At 35.4% G+C, this 15,770-nt stretch carries 12 protein-coding genes; 6 read left to right on the top strand and 6 right to left on the bottom strand.

What is annotated here, in order from left to right; all coding sequences use genetic code 11:
• The coding region (locus JMA43_RS05780) for a hypothetical protein (protein WP_342155452.1) at nt 1-336 on the top strand (336 nt) is incomplete at its 5' end.
• Nucleotides 337-808: 472 nt separating this feature from the next.
• Here the strand turns inward: JMA43_RS05780 and JMA43_RS05775 are convergent.
• Nucleotides 809-1,522 carry a DUF4294 domain-containing protein gene (locus tag JMA43_RS05775; RefSeq protein ID WP_342155451.1) on the bottom strand — a complete coding sequence of 238 codons (714 nt, stop codon included), beginning with the start codon at nt 1,520-1,522 and terminating at the stop codon, nt 809-811.
• Between the two features lie 103 nt (nt 1,523-1,625).
• Here JMA43_RS05775 and JMA43_RS05770 point away from each other — a divergent pair, with 103 nt between their 5' ends.
• From JMA43_RS05770 to JMA43_RS05755, 4 genes are all read left to right on the top strand, one after another.
• Nucleotides 1,626-2,714 carry a M42 family metallopeptidase gene (locus JMA43_RS05770; protein ID WP_342155450.1) on the top strand — a complete coding sequence of 363 codons (1,089 nt, stop codon included), beginning with the start codon at nt 1,626-1,628 and terminating at the stop codon, nt 2,712-2,714.
• Nucleotides 2,715-2,722: 8 nt separating this feature from the next.
• Nucleotides 2,723-3,274, top strand: a complete 552-nt coding sequence (locus JMA43_RS05765; RefSeq protein WP_342155448.1) for an NUDIX hydrolase — start codon at nt 2,723-2,725, stop codon at nt 3,272-3,274.
• A 182-nt stretch (nt 3,275-3,456) separates the two neighbouring features.
• Nucleotides 3,457-5,379 carry a DUF294 nucleotidyltransferase-like domain-containing protein gene (locus JMA43_RS05760; RefSeq protein WP_342155446.1) on the top strand — a complete coding sequence of 641 codons (1,923 nt, stop codon included), beginning with the start codon at nt 3,457-3,459 and terminating at the stop codon, nt 5,377-5,379.
• A complete protein-coding gene (locus tag JMA43_RS05755; RefSeq protein ID WP_342155445.1) occupies nt 5,376-6,041 on the top strand; it encodes a 3'-5' exonuclease in 666 nt (221 codons plus the stop codon). The genes JMA43_RS05760 and JMA43_RS05755 overlap by 4 nt, the downstream gene beginning before the upstream one ends.
• 159 nt (nt 6,042-6,200) lie before the next feature.
• On the opposite strand, the gene JMA43_RS05750 is transcribed toward JMA43_RS05755, so the two are convergent.
• Nucleotides 6,201-6,956 (bottom strand): DUF6503 family protein, encoded by a 756-nt coding sequence (locus JMA43_RS05750; protein WP_342155444.1) that lies wholly within the window; start codon nt 6,954-6,956, stop codon nt 6,201-6,203.
• 554 nt (nt 6,957-7,510) lie between these two features.
• Nucleotides 7,511-9,421 (bottom strand): acetate--CoA ligase, encoded by a 1,911-nt coding sequence (acs, locus tag JMA43_RS05745; RefSeq protein WP_342155443.1) that lies wholly within the window; start codon nt 9,419-9,421, stop codon nt 7,511-7,513.
• Between the two features lie 447 nt (nt 9,422-9,868).
• Between acs and JMA43_RS05740 the strand changes: the two genes are divergently transcribed.
• Complete coding sequence (locus tag JMA43_RS05740; RefSeq protein ID WP_342155442.1) at nt 9,869-10,483, top strand: outer membrane beta-barrel protein; 615 nt, start codon at nt 9,869-9,871, stop codon at nt 10,481-10,483.
• Between the two features lie 72 nt (nt 10,484-10,555).
• Here the strand turns inward: JMA43_RS05740 and JMA43_RS05735 are convergent, their stop codons facing one another.
• The 3 genes from JMA43_RS05735 to JMA43_RS05725 all read right to left on the bottom strand — a co-directional run bounded on the left by JMA43_RS05735 (nt 10,556) and on the right by JMA43_RS05725 (nt 15,765).
• Nucleotides 10,556-11,506: a phosphoribosylaminoimidazolesuccinocarboxamide synthase gene (locus JMA43_RS05735; protein ID WP_342155440.1), complete on the bottom strand. Its 951-nt coding sequence runs from the start codon at nt 11,504-11,506 to the stop codon at nt 10,556-10,558.
• Between the two features lie 69 nt (nt 11,507-11,575).
• Entirely contained in the window at nt 11,576-12,706 is a 1,131-nt protein-coding gene (gene bshA, locus JMA43_RS05730) for an N-acetyl-alpha-D-glucosaminyl L-malate synthase BshA (RefSeq protein ID WP_342155439.1), read from the bottom strand.
• A 134-nt stretch (nt 12,707-12,840) separates the two neighbouring features.
• Nucleotides 12,841-15,765 (bottom strand): glycoside hydrolase family 3 N-terminal domain-containing protein, encoded by a 2,925-nt coding sequence (locus JMA43_RS05725; RefSeq protein ID WP_342155438.1) that lies wholly within the window; start codon nt 15,763-15,765, stop codon nt 12,841-12,843.
• Nucleotides 15,766-15,770: the final 5 nt, after the last annotated feature.

The following is a 15,770-nucleotide window of genomic DNA, read 5'->3' as shown; positions in this document are numbered from 1 at the left end:
GAAGCTTTATTTTCTCTCAAAAACCAACCTCACAAACTCAAAACCTCAACTCTCTTTATGAACGTTTACTTGTTTCTCAAAGCGGGTGCAAAAGTAAATCACTTTTTTAATTCTCGCAAATCTTTTTTTAATTTTTTTGAAACTTTTTTTCAAGATCAAAAAACTAAATCAAATCGCTCAAATCACCCTATTTTAAAGAACTTCGCTCCACTTTTACTTCATCTGCTCTCTTGCAAAGCGGGTGCAAATATAGAAACTTATTTAACCATTTTCCAAACCTTTAATGAACTATTTTTGAAAGTATTTTTTAAACACCTCAAAACCCACTATTTATAACTCGAAAAAGTTTAGATATTTTAGTTTATTGGCGCAAAATAGCCCTTATGGTTTCTACACTTCCAACTGAAAGCTTATCCTTTCATCTAAAACTGTTGTTTTATAAAGAAAGGGCATCTAATTTAATCAAAATAAATGAATAGACAAACTATTTTGCTAGAAATTAGATTGTTATCGACAAACAATCCAATTACACCTTAGTTTAATGAGTTGCTAACTACTATTTAGCTCGTAATTAATGAATCGTTTTAATACTTATACTCTTTCATTTTTGTCTTGACACAAAAACGAAACAAAAAAGTCAAGACTGATTTAAAAAGCATAAGAAAATCTACGGAAACAACCGCCACAGATAAAAAGAACTCGCTACGCTCAAACAGCTTTTTATCTTCTACCCCTTCCGCTTCCTTGTTTTCAATACTTTTTTAATAGGTCAGCTTTAATTTTAAATACAATATTTAATTATAAGAAACTATTCAGGCTTAAAGGAAACATTACTATTTGCGGTTTTCCACTTATTGGTGAGTTCTAAATAATCGAAGTCTAAAACCGATTTCTGCTCTTCTAATGTTCCGTTTGCGAAGGCTCTTTGCAAAATGTCTTCTATTAAATAGTCTTCATGTACCGTTTGTGGTTGGTACTCCAACTTAATATCAATATCAAAAAGCTTTGCAGTATTGTTATACCAAAAGGCACGCCATCCGCTACGGAGTTCTTTCACCAGGTCAAAAGCAGTAATACCGGTTTGCCTATGTATAAGCTTAACGAGTATTTGTCCTTCTGTACGAGTGAGCTTTTTTAATTCCGCAGAAAACTCATCTTCTATATAACGTTGAATAATTTTTGTGTATTGGCGTCTTTTAGATTTCGATTGAATCTTTTCGAGTCGCGCTGTTAATTCTGTTAATCTATCGGAAGCCAATTTCGCATACGGATATACCTTAATAGTTTTTCGTTTTAAAATATAGTAACGCACCTTATCTTTATAGGAGGCAAATTTTAATTGCTGAAAAACAATAACAGGCTCCAACTCTATCATACTTCTCGGTATTGAATCGCCATCGAAAAAATAGTATTGTTCTTCCAAAGAATCTTTTTCAAAAACTCTTATAGAATCTTGCTCTCGTATTTGGGCTGTCAATAATACCGACTGAAAAAGCAACACTATATATATTAATCGTTTCAATGTAATTCAATTTTAAAGCATCCAAAAATAGCAAATTACTTTTGCTACACTTATTAAATGTATACGAATATTAGTATTTTCGTGTACTTAAAACAAATGATTTATGTCGAATACGAAAATTATCAACGAAAATTCAGTTAAGTTTCTTGAGAAATACCTAAACAACGCCTCTCCTACTGGTTACGAATGGGAAGGTCAAAAAATATGGATGGAATATTTAAAGCCATACGTAGATACATTTATTACCGACACCTACGGAACTGCTGTTGGTGTGATTAACCCAGAGGCCGAATACAAAGTTGTAATTGAAGGTCATTCCGACGAAATTTCGTGGTATGTAAACTATATTACCGACAATGGACTTATATATGTAATACGTAACGGAGGAAGCGACCACCAAATTGCACCTTCTAAAGTGGTTAACATCCATACCAAAAACGGAATTGTAAAAGGTGTTTTTGGATGGCCTGCTATACATACAAGAAGTGGCGAAAAAGAAGAATCGCCTAAACTAGACAATATATTTATAGATATAGGTGCCAAAGACAAAGAAGAAGTTGAAAAAATGGGCGTTCATGTAGGTTGTGTTATTACATATCCAGATGAATTTTTTATTTTAAATGAAGATAAATTTGTCTGTCGCGCTATAGACAACCGTGCTGGAGGTTTTATGATTGCTGAAGTAGCTCGTCTTTTACACGAGAATAAAAAGAAACTTCCGTTCGGTCTCTACATTACCAATTCGGTACAAGAAGAAATTGGACTTCGTGGTGCCGAAATGATTACACAAACCATCAAACCAAATGTAGCCATTGTTACGGATGTTTGCCACGATACAACCACTCCGATGATTGACAAGAAAAAGCAAGGACATACCGAAATTGGAAAAGGTCCTGTTATTTCGTATGCTCCAGCAGTACAAAACAAGCTTCGCGAACTTATTATCGAAACGGCCGAAGAGAAAGAAATTCCTTTTCAACGTATGGCATCTTCTAGATTTACTGGTACCGACACCGATGCTTTTGCATACAGCAACGGCGGAGTCGCTTCAGCATTAATTTCGCTACCACTACGCTATATGCATACCACGGTAGAAACTGTACATAGAGACGATGTTGAAAATGTAATTCGTTTAATCTACGAAACTATTTTAAAGATTAAACCTGAAGAGACTTTTAGCTATTTTAAATAATAAATTCTTTGGATGAACTTGTAGACATATTAGATAGCGAAGGCAACCCAACAGGAAAAACGCTTTTAAAATCGGAGGCACACCAAAAAGGACTCTTTCATCCAACGGTGCATGTTTGGATGTATACAGACGAAAAGCAAGTATTACTCCAAAAAAGAGCTCCCAATAAAGACACATATCCAAATAAATGGGATGTTTCGGTTGCTGGACACATTTCTGCTGGCGAAACTCCAGAAGTTTCCGCAGTTAGAGAAGTGCAAGAAGAAATCGGTTTGACTATTTCTGAAAACGATTTGGAAAAAGTTGGAGTGCTTCGTTCATCGGTTGTGCATAGTAAAACTATTATCGATTGTGAGTTTCACCATATATATATTGTCAAATTAAAACAGTCATTAAAAACGCTTCAGCTTCAAGAAAGCGAAGTGACTGCAATTAAGCTTGTAGCGATTGAGCAATATTTGAAGGAACTTCAAGATTTTGAATTCATGCAAAACTACGTTCCGAAAACTCCCAATTATATTGATTTGGTTTTTTCTGAAATCCGAAGAAAAACAAGATAAAGTAAAAAGGCTGTCTTAAAAGAATAATTTTTCGTCAAACTGAGCTTGACTCAGTTTCTCATCTTATAAAAACTAATATGGTGAGATTCTGAAATAAATTCAGAATGACGTTTTAAAATTCTCTTTAGACAGCTTCTTTTTTGATTACATTTGAAAAGAATCCTTCCGTAAAGAAATTCAAAATGAAAAATACCATTGCCGAACGCGTTGCCGATTTTTTAAAACGCTTCCCTCCTTTTGACCTTTTAAAGCCTCATCAACTTTTGGAAGTTGCTCAAGAGGTAAAAGTAATTTACAAACAAAAAGGAAATGCTATTTTTAAACAAGATGAAGCAGGACACCATCAGTTTTACGTAGTTCATAAAGGAGCTGTTGCAATTCAGCGTTATGAAAATGATAAAACTGAAACACTCGACAAATGCGATGAAGGTGATGTTTTTGGATTGCGACCTATTTTTGCGAAAGAAAATTATATGATTAGCGCCATTGCTGAAGAAGAATCTATTCTGTACGCAATCCCGATTGAATCGTTTCAACCAATCATAAAAAGGAATTATCGTGTTGGTCAATTTTTAATTGAAAGTTTTGCCTCCAATACTCGAAATCCATATTCGCGAGAACACCGTGGGAAATTATATACCGAAAGTGAAGAAATTCCGCAGGAAACAACTCCCGAGCTCTACGAATTGCAACCCGTTCGGTATGTAAAAAACATTGTAAGTAGCACCAAGGAAACTTTGGTAAAAGACGTTGCAAAACTTATGTCTGAAAAAAATGTTGGTTCTATACTTATTATTGAAAACGAACTTCCCATTGGCGTTGTAACCGATAAAGATATTCGAAACACAATTGCAGTTGGTTTATTTCCTATTGATGTTTCTGTAGAAAAAATCATGTCAACGCCTGTAATTTGCTATTCAAAAGGGCTCACTATTGCGCAAGCACAAGTAGCTATGATGAAGCATAAAATAAGTCATATTTGCATTACAAAAGATGGAACACCCAATAGCAAAGCTTTAGGAATTGTTTCTGAACACGACATTATTGTGAGTCAAGGAAACAATCCTGCGGTATTGATGAAAGCCATCAAAAGAGCCAATAAATCGAAAACACTGCGAGCAATTCACGGTCGTATTACGCATTTGTTGACTGGTTATATTCAGCAAAATATCCCAATGACGCATGTTTCTAAAATTATGTTTGAGCTGAATGATGCAACTATCAAAAGAGTTATCGAACGAAGTTTGGAAAAAATTGGCACGCCTCCACCAGTAAAATTTGCTTGGATGTCTTTAGGAAGTCAAGGTCGAAAAGAGCAATTATTACACACCGACCAAGATAATGCAATTGTTTTTGAAGATGTACCGAGCGAAAAACTCGAACAAACAAAAGCTTATTTTCTAGAGCTTGCCAAAATTGTAAACAAAGGACTTAGCAACATTGGTTTTGAATATTGCCCTGCCGATATGATGGCGCGTAATCCTAACTACACTTTATCGTTAACAGAATGGAAAAACCAGTTTATAAAATGGATGACCGACCCAGGAAACGACGAAATTTTATTGGCTTCTATTTTCTTTGATTATGATATTTCCTACGGAGATAGCAATTTAACAAATCAGCTTTCTCAAACTATTTTTAATCATCTCGATTCGAACCAATTATTTCTAAACGCATTGGCTTCTAGCTCGCTTCGGAGTCCGTCTCCTTTAGGATTTTTCAGACAGTTTCTGGTTGAAGCCAACGGAGAACACAAAGATTTTTTCGATTTAAAGAAAAGAGCTATCATGCCAATAACCGATGCTGGCAGAGTTTTAACCCTTCAGCATAAAATAAAAAACATTAACAATACTGCGGAACGTTTTGAAAAATTGGCAGAACTCGAACCACACAATAAAGAATTGTATTTATCGTGTTCGTACACCGCCAAAGCCTTACTGAAATTTAGAACCAAACAAGGACTTTTACATAAAGACACCGGAAGATTTATAGAACTAGAAACCTTAACAAAGGAAGAAAAGATAAAACTAAAACGCTGTTTTAAGTCGATTAACGAAGTACAAGAACTCATTAAACTACGCTATAAAATTTCAACTTTTATATGATTCGTTTTTTTAAAAAGAATAGCCAAACGTATCCTGAATTTTGGAAAAGGTACGAAGCACGATTTTCTGAAAAGCTCCCTGAGTTTATCGATGAAACTACTTTTGTTATTCTCGATACAGAAACCACGGGTTTTGATTATGACAAAGACAGAATTTTATGCATCGGAGCGGTTACTTTGAAAAACAACATAATTGAAGTAGCCAACGCTTTTGAAATTTATATTCAGCAGGAACAATTCAATCCTGAGACTGTAAAAATACACGGGATTGTAAAAAACGACCCTCAAAATTCGGCTACCGAAGCAGAAGCGCTTGAGCTATTTTTAGATTATATTGGAAATGCTGTTTTAATTGCTCATCATGCCAATTTTGATATCGAAATGCTCAATCAAGCTTTAAAGAGACTTGGACTTCCGAAGTTAAAAAACAAAGTACTCGACACCATGATATTGTATCGAGCAACTCGAATAAACTCAAATTTAATAAGTCGAGACAAACATTATAGCCTAGATGAAGTTGCCGAAAATTTAAACATTTCGGTAAAAGATAGACATACAGCTTCAGGAGATGCCATGATTACAGCTATGGCGTTTTTAAAAACCGTTGCGCGATTGTTTAAAAATGAAAAAGGAAAACTGAAAGATTTATTTAAAATTCGATAAATCTTTCAGTTTAAATTTTAGGTTTATTGTTCAAAGGAAATACCACAATTTTGAGCAAAGCTGAGGAAGAGGTCTCGACTCCGCTCGACCTGACAGCCATACAGTACCATGATAGTTTAGTTTCACTTACTCAATAACAATTGAAAGTTTGTTATAATATTAATGCTTTTCAAACATCATACTATCCATTGCCCTTGTTGAAAGCGACGCATTTGTAAAAGTTACTGGCTTTTTCTCTTTGGGTGCGACAACATTTCCTAAAGAATCTTTTGCATACCATACCAGTGTTTTAGGCAATTTAAGTCCGTTTACGTCTTGCCATTCTTCATACCTAATAACGTTTGTCTGATTTTGAGCCTTTGGTTTATTATCGAAGAAGGTTACTGTATAAGCCAACCACTGCATTTGGTGCGTGTTTTTATCATAATATAGGTAGTAGTTATCTTTTGAAGACGCTCCTACTCCGTCATTATACGAAATTTTAACTCCAGGATACTCTATTCCGTCAACCGTAAGCGGAGATGTTTCGCTGTATTTTATACCATCATCGGCTAAAACAAATGGCATTGCATAGAAATAAAAATATAAATTATGATAAAAATCTGGATTCCCTTTGAAAGCTGTGCTGTCTTTTTCTACAAGCCAAGCCTCTTTTCCGTTAAAACCTAAACTATACGCTGGCGATTTCATAAACGATTTTCTAGTATCTAAATCGACCGTATAATTTTCGTTGCCTTTTGTAAACGAAAGTGTTTTTTGATTTTTCCAAACTTCTAATCCTCCATGTGCTTTGAAAACCTCTATAAGTGCTGGCGGATATTTATCCAAATTTATAGAAACTGTTTCTTTTTTCTTTTCTGAAGAACATGCTATGAGCGTCATAGCAACGATTAATAAAGTAATTATTTTTTTCATAATTGATTAGATTTAGGAAGTTTGACGTGTTCTTTTTAAAATCATTACAATTACCAAGATAAAATTATCGAAGTAGTTAATTCTATAATTATACATTTATCTTTATGAAACTTTCATTTTTAACTCACTAAAAATATATTTTTTATAGGTGCTCGTTGATGTGCTTCGCAGTTGTCTTGACACAAAAACGAAACAAAAAAGTCAAGACTGATTAAAAAAGTATAAGAAAATCTACGGAAACACTTTCCACAGATTAAAAGAACTCGCTTCGCTCAAACAGCTTTTAATCTTTTGTCCAACACTGCTTCCTTGATTTTTAATACTTTTTAAATAGGTCTATAATTTCATCATCAAATTATCCAACATTCATTAAATCTTTAAATATTTCAAATTACAATACTTACAAAAAAACAAAACCCCAAACTATTTAAAAAAACAGTTGGGATTTTGTAAATTTTATACCCATACTTTAGTCCTAGCCCCGATGGAGCGGATACCGTGTATGAGTGAGAGCGGGTAACAGCGGTAGCTTTTTACAGCATACCACTAGGCTCCTAATCTAATTTTTCTTTAATAATTTCGTCTACCACATCTGGGTTTAGCAAGGTGCTGGTATCGCCCAAATTCGATAAGTCGTTGGAAGCGATTTTGCGTAAAATACGACGCATAATTTTTCCGCTTCGCGTTTTTGGCAATCCGCTTACAAATTGAATTTTATCGAGTTTTGCAATCGGACCGATATGCTCGGTGATTTGCTGATTGATTTCGTTGCGAACATTATTTCGGTCACGGGTTTCTCCTACCTCTTTTAAAATTACAAATCCGTACAAGGCATTTCCTTTTACTTCGTGTGGAAAGCCCACAATAGCCGATTCGGCAACTGCAGGGTGTTCGTTAATGGCATCTTCGATTGGCGCTGTCCCTAAATTATGTCCAGAAACAATAACCACATCGTCTACACGACCTGTAATTCGGTAATAACCTACGGCATCGCGTAAGGCGCCATCTCCTGTAAAATACATGTTTTCAAAAGCTGAAAAATAGGTTTCTTTGTAGCGTTGATGATTTCCCCAAATTGTTCTAGCAATAGACGGCCACGGAAATTTTATACACATGCGACCACTAACGCGGTTGCCTTTAATTTCTTTCCCTTCTTCGTCCATTAATGCTGGTTGAATTCCTGGTAATGGCAAGGTAGCATATGTTGGAATGGTAGGCGTTGCATACGGAATTGGCGAAATCATAATCCCCCCAGTTTCGGTTTGCCACCAAGTATCTACAATAGGGCACTGCCCTTTTCCTACATTATCGTTGTACCAGTGCCAAGCCTCTTCGTTGATAGGTTCTCCAACAGACCCTAAAACTTTCAAAGAAGAAAGGTCGTATTTGGTTACAAAATCTAAATTTTCTTTTGCTAGTGCACGAATCGCCGTTGGCGCTGTGTAAAATTGATTGACTTTATGTTTGTCTACAATTTCCCAAAAACGTCCGAAGTCTGGATACGAAGGCACTCCCTCAAACATAACGGTTGTAGCGCCATTAGCAAGTGGTCCGTACACAATATAACTATGTCCTGTAATCCACCCAATATCGGCGGTACACCAATACACATCATTTTCTTGATACTGAAATATATTTTTAAACGTATATGCTGTGTATACCATATATCCTCCTGTGGTATGTACCATTCCTTTTGGTGTTCCAGTAGAACCCGAAGTATACAAAATAAACAGTGGATCTTCGGCGTCTACAATTTCTGGCTCACAAATAGCTTCTGCTTTTTCGAGTAAAGGTGCTAACCACTCATCTCGATTTTCCTTCATTTGTATTGTAGCGCCTGTGCGTTTGGCCACTAAAACTGATGTTACGCAATTGCATTTTTCTAATGCTTCGTCTACAATTCCTTTTAAATCGATTGTTTTATTTCCGCGGAAAGAACCATCGGCAGTAATAAGCATTTTACATTCAGCATCATTGATGCGTGTTGCCAATGCGGTGGAAGAAAATCCTGCAAAAACAACTGAATGAATCGCTCCAATTCTAGCACAAGCCAACACTGAAACTGCCAGCTCTGGAATCATTGGCAGGTAGATACATACGCGATCTCCTTTTTTGATTCCTTTAGACTTTAACACATTTGCAAACTTACAAACACGATCGTGTAAGTCTTTATACGTAATGTGCTGTGCCTCTTCATCGGGGCTATTGGGTTCCCAAATAATTGCAGTTTTATCGCCTCGGGTACGCAAATGCCTATCGATGCAGTTTTCAGTTATATTTAATTGGGCTCCTTCGAACCACTTTATCTCGGGCTTTTTAAAATCCCATTCTAATACGTTATTCCATTTTTTTCGCCATAAAAAGTGCTCCTCAGCTACTTCTCCCCAAAAACTCTCTGGGTCGCGAACAGACTTTCTGTAAACTTGAAAGTATTCTTCTAGGTGTTTAATGTGGTAGTTACTCATGTTGACTAATGTACTTATTTTTATACAAATTACCTAAACCGAAAACGTTAGAAATACAACGTTCACTTTTAATAAAAACACTCAAAAACACATCCAAATAACTAATAATAAGACCTTTATGTGTTTATAAAGTGATAATTACTTTTAAAATTCAACTTCCAAAAAATTGGCAGATAATTGTAAAATAAATGCCGTTAGTATAAAAAGATAAGTTGTTGAGCGAAAAAATTAAGTATTTAATAAAAATCGAAGGTTATAATATTCAAATAACTAAAACAACTACCTAAAAATTACGTAATTATAAAAATGAACTGAATTATTCTTTTGTTTGTCTGAGGATATTCTGCGAATTAAAATTTCAACTTCAAACATAATTTTATAGAAAAAATATTCTTTATATAGAATATAAGTATATATTTGCGCCTACAAATTTAAAAAATAATCAGAATGAAAAATTTTATTACAGCAATGTTTGCCTTAGCTATTTTTGGTACTGCTAGTGCTCAAGAGGCTCAATTAAAATCGGAGTTAAAATCTGCAGTAGGAATGACTTTTGAAAAAGGTGATATGTTTGTAGAAGGATCTATAAAAATAAGTACTGGAGGAGATCAAGACTATTACGGATTTAACCCAAAGTTTGGATATTTCTTAAACAATAAATGGGCTGTTGGTGGTGAAGTAAGTTACGCTAACAACAAAGTAGAAACGTTAGATTCAAAAACTAGTGTATTTGGAGTTGGTGGTTTTGCTAGATATTACTTCTTAGAATTAGCTAAGAAGCGTTTAAAAGCTTATGGTGAAGCTGGTTTAGGTTACGGAAGAAACAAAACTGAAATTGGTAACATCGAAGATATTAGTAACAGTATTACTGCAGATCTTAATTTAGGGTTGAACTACTTCTTCACTAAAAACTTTGCTGCTACATTTACTTTAGCAAATGTACTTTCGTATAACAGTGTTTCTCCAGAAGACGGAGCTTCATCAAACACTTTTGAGTTAAACATTAACTTGTTCGAAAATATTTTTGAGCAACCACAATTCGGAATTTTATACAAATTCTAAGCTTCAAAACACACATAAAAAAGCGAGATGATTGTTTTCATCTCGCTTTTTTTATATCAATAAATTAGCAAATTATTTATTCAAAAAAGACAAAACATTTTGCTCTATTCGCTCTTGAATATTACTTACATCTGCCTTTTCAAATTGCTCTCCTGTTATATTTTCATAAAGCTCAATATATCTTTCTGAAACCGAAGTAATATAAGCATCGTCCATTTCTGGAATTTGCTGACCTTCTTTTCCTTGGAAACCGTTTCCGATAAGCCATTGTCTCACAAACTCTTTTGATAATTGCTTTTGAGCTTCTCCTTTTTCTTGACGCTCTTCATATCCTTCAGCATAAAAATAACGTGAAGAATCTGGTGTATGAATTTCGTCAATTAAAACGATTTTACCATCTTTAGTTTTTCCGAATTCATATTTGGTATCTACTAAAATTAATCCGCGAGCAGCAGCAATCTCTGTTCCTCTTTGAAATAATGCACGGGTATATTTTTCTAGAACTATATAATCTTCTTCAGAAACAATCCCTTTTTTCAAAATATCTTCTCGAGAAATATCCTCATCATGATCGCCTTGATCTGCTTTGGTCGAAGGTGTTATAATTGGCTCTGGAAACTTGTCGTTTTCTTGTAAACCTTCTGGCATTGTAACACCACAAAGTGTACGTTTCCCAGCAGCATACTCTCTAGCTGCATGTCCCGATAAATAACCGCGAATTACCATTTCAACTTTAAACGGTTCACAAAGATGCCCAACAGCAACATTTGGATCTGGTGTAGCAATCAACCAGTTTGGAACAATATCTTTAGTATCCTCCATCATTTTAGTGGCAATTTGGTTTAAAATTTGCCCTTTAAATGGAATTCCCTTTGGCATAATTACATCAAAAGCAGAAAGTCTGTCTGTGGCAATCATCACCAACAAATCGTTATTGATATTGTACACTTCTCTTACTTTTCCTTTGTAAACACTTTCCTGATTTGGGAAATTAAAATTGGTCGCTGTGATGGTATTACTCATGGGTTGTATTTAAAATATTGCTGGCGCAAAGATAAAAGATATTTAGGTTGTGTTCCCCTAAAAAATGGGTTAAAATATTTTATGATATGCCTTTTCGTAAATTTCTTCGTAAATAGGAACTATACTATTGATATCAAACAAAGTGGCTTGCGCTCTGGCTTGTTTTTTATATTGATTTAGCGTTTGTTCGTCTTTCAATATTTTAATTGCATTGGCTGTCATGGCTTCCACATCGCCAACATCACTCAAATACCCACTATACCCGTCTTTATTCACTTCTGGAATTCCACCAGCATTACTAGAAATTACAGGTACTTCATTCACCATTGCTTCTAATGCTGCCAACCCAAAACTCTCGGTTTCCGAAGGCAATAAAAATAAGTCGGAGAAACACAAAATTTTATCAACCTCATTACTATTTCCTAAGAAAATAACTTTTTCTCCAATTCCTAATTTATCACATAAAGCTTCCGCTCCTTCGCGTTCTGGTCCTTCTCCTACCATGACTAATTTTGAAGGAATTTCTTTCTGAATTCCGAAGAAAATATTGATTACATCAGGGATGCGTTTTACCTTTCTGAAATTACTAATATGCGTAATAATTCTTTCATTATCTGAAGCCATCATTCCGCGCTGGCAATCGGTAAAAGTATTGTTGTATTTAGAAACATCGATGAAGTTTGGCACTACATGAATTTTCTTTTTTATATCGAATAAACGCTTGGTGTCTTTCTTTAAACTCTGCGAAACCGAAGTTACAACATCAGATTTATTGATGCTGAAGGTTACTGCAGGCTTGTAAAAAGGATGATTTCCAACCAAAGTAATATCGGTACCGTGAAGCGTGGTTACAATAGGAATTTCAATCCCTTCGGTTTGTAACATTTTTTTGGCCATATACGCAGCATAAGCGTGCGGAATTGCATAATGTACGTGTAAAACTTCAATTTTATGAAGCTTCACCATATCTACTAATTTGCTAGAAAGTGCCAACTCATAAGGTTGGTAATGAAATAGTGGATACTCAGGGACATTCACCTCATGGAAATGAATTTTTCCGCTAAGCAATGCCAAACGAACAGGTTGTTTATAGGTTATAAAATGTATTTCATGACCACGAGTCGCTAATGCCATTCCAAGTTCGGTAGCTACAACACCACTCCCCCCAAATGTTGGATAACATACAATTCCTATTCTCATATTTTTAGGCAACTTATTTTTGTATTGGTACTAAAAAACTAAGTTATGATTTTAATTATTCAACTTTCTTTAAATTTCCTTAAAACTGAGTCGAAATTGTAAAGTAATATTTACAGAAAAAATATAAAATCGTTTTAATCTTCAATAGCATCGTATATAAATTCCTGAATTACAGTTCGTGTACCTTCTGAAATTAATTTTCTGTTAGTGGCTGTCGGATAGGTTCTGTTCGATAAAAAGATGTACACCAATTGTTGGTCTGGATCTATCCAAGCGTAAGTACCTGTAAAACCACTGTGCCCAAAACTCTCCATAGAAACACATCCGCAGGTTGGTCCGCCTCCACTAAGCTGTGGTTTATCAAACCCTACACCTCTCCTATTATCATCGTCACAATAATAACAAGTATTAAATTTATCTAGTGTTTCTGTGCTGAAATAACGCTTTCCGCCGTAATATCCCTTCTGAAGATACATCTGCATGATCTTGGCTAAATCGTTGGAAGTACTGAAAAGTCCTGCATGACCTCCAACTCCACCAAGCATGGCTGCACCCATATCATGTACGTAACCTTGAATGATTTGATACCTAAAATAATCATCAATTTCTGTTGGAACAATTTCTGCTTTTCCAAATTTGTCAAGCGGATTGAAAGTAGTATAATTCATCCCCAACGATTTGTAAAAGTTGTCTTGCACGATTTGATCGAGTGGCTTTTCATAATGATTTTCCAAATAGCGCTGTAACAGAATAAATGGCAAATCGCTGTATCGATATTGAAGTTTTGTAAGTAATTCGCTGTCTTTAATCTGCCCAATAATCGAATCTTTCATATCATTCCTGATGTATAAATGATCGGCAACTTTAACTCCAAATTTCTTCTCTGGCGCTTCTTTGTAATATTTGTCGAGTGGCTTTTTTGTGCCTTCGTCTAAAGTAGCTATGTAAAACGGAATCCAAGGTTTTAATCGTGCGTAATGAGACAACACTGGTAGCAATTTCAAATCGCTTTTATTGCTTCCTCGTAACTCTGGAATCATTTCTCCTAGAGTAGAATTAAATGTAATTTCATTTCTTTCTACCAATTGCATAATATTCGGTAAGGTCGCGGTAATTTTGGTAAGCGAAGCTAGGTCGTATAAATTATTATCGGTTACGGGTTGCGCATCTGATGCATAATCGAACTTTCCGAAGTTTTTGCTATAAATTACTTTCCCTTTTCTTGCAATTAAAATTTGTCCGCCTGGCGTTGCTCCAGATCGAATAGCTCCTTTCATAACCGAATCGACTTTCTTCAATGCCGCGCTGTTCATCCCTACGCGTTCTGGAACACTATAACCTAATCGCGACAACGAATTGGTTAAAAACCCTCGGTTTTCTGGTAACTTTTCGTTTGCCATTACGGGTAAACTTCCTTTGGCGGCAACAGCTCCAAAAATAATTTCTGCTGATTTTTCTTGAGAAATAGAGTCGTTTAAATAACTAACAACAATAGCTTCTATATTCTCGATACTTTGCAAATCTAACAACGCATAAGGCTTTACAAAAGCGTCTAAAATCACTTTTTTCTGACGTGCAATTTCGTAAATCCAAACCTTTTCTTGATCGGTTAAATCGGCTGACCTCCATGGAGTTTGCGTACTTCGATGATGACCGATAATCACCAAATTATACGGGTTTAAACGATTAATAATATCACTTAAATTATCTCCTTGGATGTAATCTACAGCTGTATATTTTTGTAATGTTTTTACAAAAGTTGAATTGTCGCCATCGCCCAATTTCACATACGCTATTTTCTTCTGATCTAAATCTCGAATAGGTACAAGTTGCTCGCTATTTTTGGCAACTGTAATAGCATTTTCCATAACTTCCTCAAAAAGAATGGTGTCTTCAACCCTGTTTAAATCTTCATATAAATGATACGAATTTACTGGCTGATAATGCTGTAAACCAACTTTATATTTTGCTTTTAAAACTTTTTTTACTGAATACGCCAAACGTTCTTCAGTAATAATTCCGTTTTCATAGGCTTCGGCTAATTTTTTAATCCCTTCTGGAGTATCTCCAGAAATTAGTAACATATCGTTTCCTGCAAGAAAAGCAGATAAATCAACATTACCAGAATCTGCAAAATTGGCAACGCCTTTCATCTCCAAAGCATCCGTAAAAATAAGTCCGTTAAACTGAAGCTTTTCTTTTAACAACCCTGTTACTATTCCTTCTGAAATAGATGATGGAAAACCAGGGCGCGCTTCCAAACTCGGCACACTTAAATGCGCAATCATAACACTTGCCAATCCTTTTGGGATAAGCTGTTTGTACGGATACAACTCAACGCTGTCAATTCTTTCCGCAGAAAAATTAATTGTTGGGAGTGTTTTATGAGAATCTTGTTCGGTATCTCCATGGCCTGGAAAATGTTTCGCATTGGCGAGCACGCCAACCGATTGCATCCCTTGCATAAAAGCCATTGCTTTTTGGGTAACCTTATCTCTGTTTTCTCCGAAAGATCGGTTCCCGATAATTGGGTTTTTCGGGTTTGTATTTATATCTACATCTGGTGCAAAGTTAATGTGCATCCCCATGCGTTTGGTGTGTTCTCCGATGTGTTTCCCCACACGAAAAACCAAATTATTGTCTTTTACAGCGCCCAAAACCATGTTGTATGGAAATGCAAAAGTAGAGTCTAAACGCATAGAAAGTCCCCACTCGGCATCCATCGCCATGAGCATTTTAACTTTAGACATAGCTTGCAATTCGTTGTTCAACTTTGCTTGGCGATTTGGACCTCCTGTAGAAAATATAATTCCTCCAACTTGATAGTCGGAAACAAGTTTTTTTACATCGTCGATATGCGCATTTCCTTTATCGGTAAAAGCACGAATCATGAACAATTGTCCTATTTTTTCTTGAACTGTAAGCGAATTGTAAACGCTATCAACCCATTTTGTTTGTTGCGCAAAATCGGTTGTAGCTAGCGGATCTGTTTGTTGTGCGCTACTATTTACAATAGTTAAAAGAGCCCCTAAAGCAATAATACTTTTCTTTAACACCATTGAAT

It is taken from the genome of Joostella sp. CR20 (genome assembly GCF_038433465.1).
Taxonomy (GTDB): Bacteria; Bacteroidota; Bacteroidia; order Flavobacteriales; family Flavobacteriaceae; genus Galbibacter.
Note: the sequence above shows the minus strand (reverse complement) of the source record. Positions and strands in the feature narration are given on the sequence as shown.

Bases quoted from the DNA above. Each gene is read 5' to 3' on its own strand.
- JMA43_RS05770 (WP_342155450.1), top strand. From the start codon at position 1,626: ATGTCGAATACGAAAATTATCAACGAAAATTCAGTTAAGTTTCTTGAG.
- JMA43_RS05760 (WP_342155446.1), top strand. From the start codon at position 3,457: ATGAAAAATACCATTGCCGAACGCGTTGCCGATTTTTTAAAACGCTTC.
- JMA43_RS05755 (WP_342155445.1), top strand. From the start codon at position 5,376: ATGATTCGTTTTTTTAAAAAGAATAGCCAAACGTATCCTGAATTTTGG.
- JMA43_RS05750 (WP_342155444.1), bottom strand. From the start codon at position 6,956: ATGAAAAAAATAATTACTTTATTAATCGTTGCTATGACGCTCATAGCA.
- acs (WP_342155443.1), bottom strand. From the start codon at position 9,421: ATGAGTAACTACCACATTAAACACCTAGAAGAATACTTTCAAGTTTAC.
- JMA43_RS05740 (WP_342155442.1), top strand. From the start codon at position 9,869: ATGAAAAATTTTATTACAGCAATGTTTGCCTTAGCTATTTTTGGTACT.
- JMA43_RS05735 (WP_342155440.1), bottom strand. From the start codon at position 11,506: ATGAGTAATACCATCACAGCGACCAATTTTAATTTCCCAAATCAGGAA.
- bshA (WP_342155439.1), bottom strand. From the start codon at position 12,706: ATGAGAATAGGAATTGTATGTTATCCAACATTTGGGGGGAGTGGTGTT.
- JMA43_RS05725 (WP_342155438.1), bottom strand. From the start codon at position 15,765: ATGGTGTTAAAGAAAAGTATTATTGCTTTAGGGGCTCTTTTAACTATT.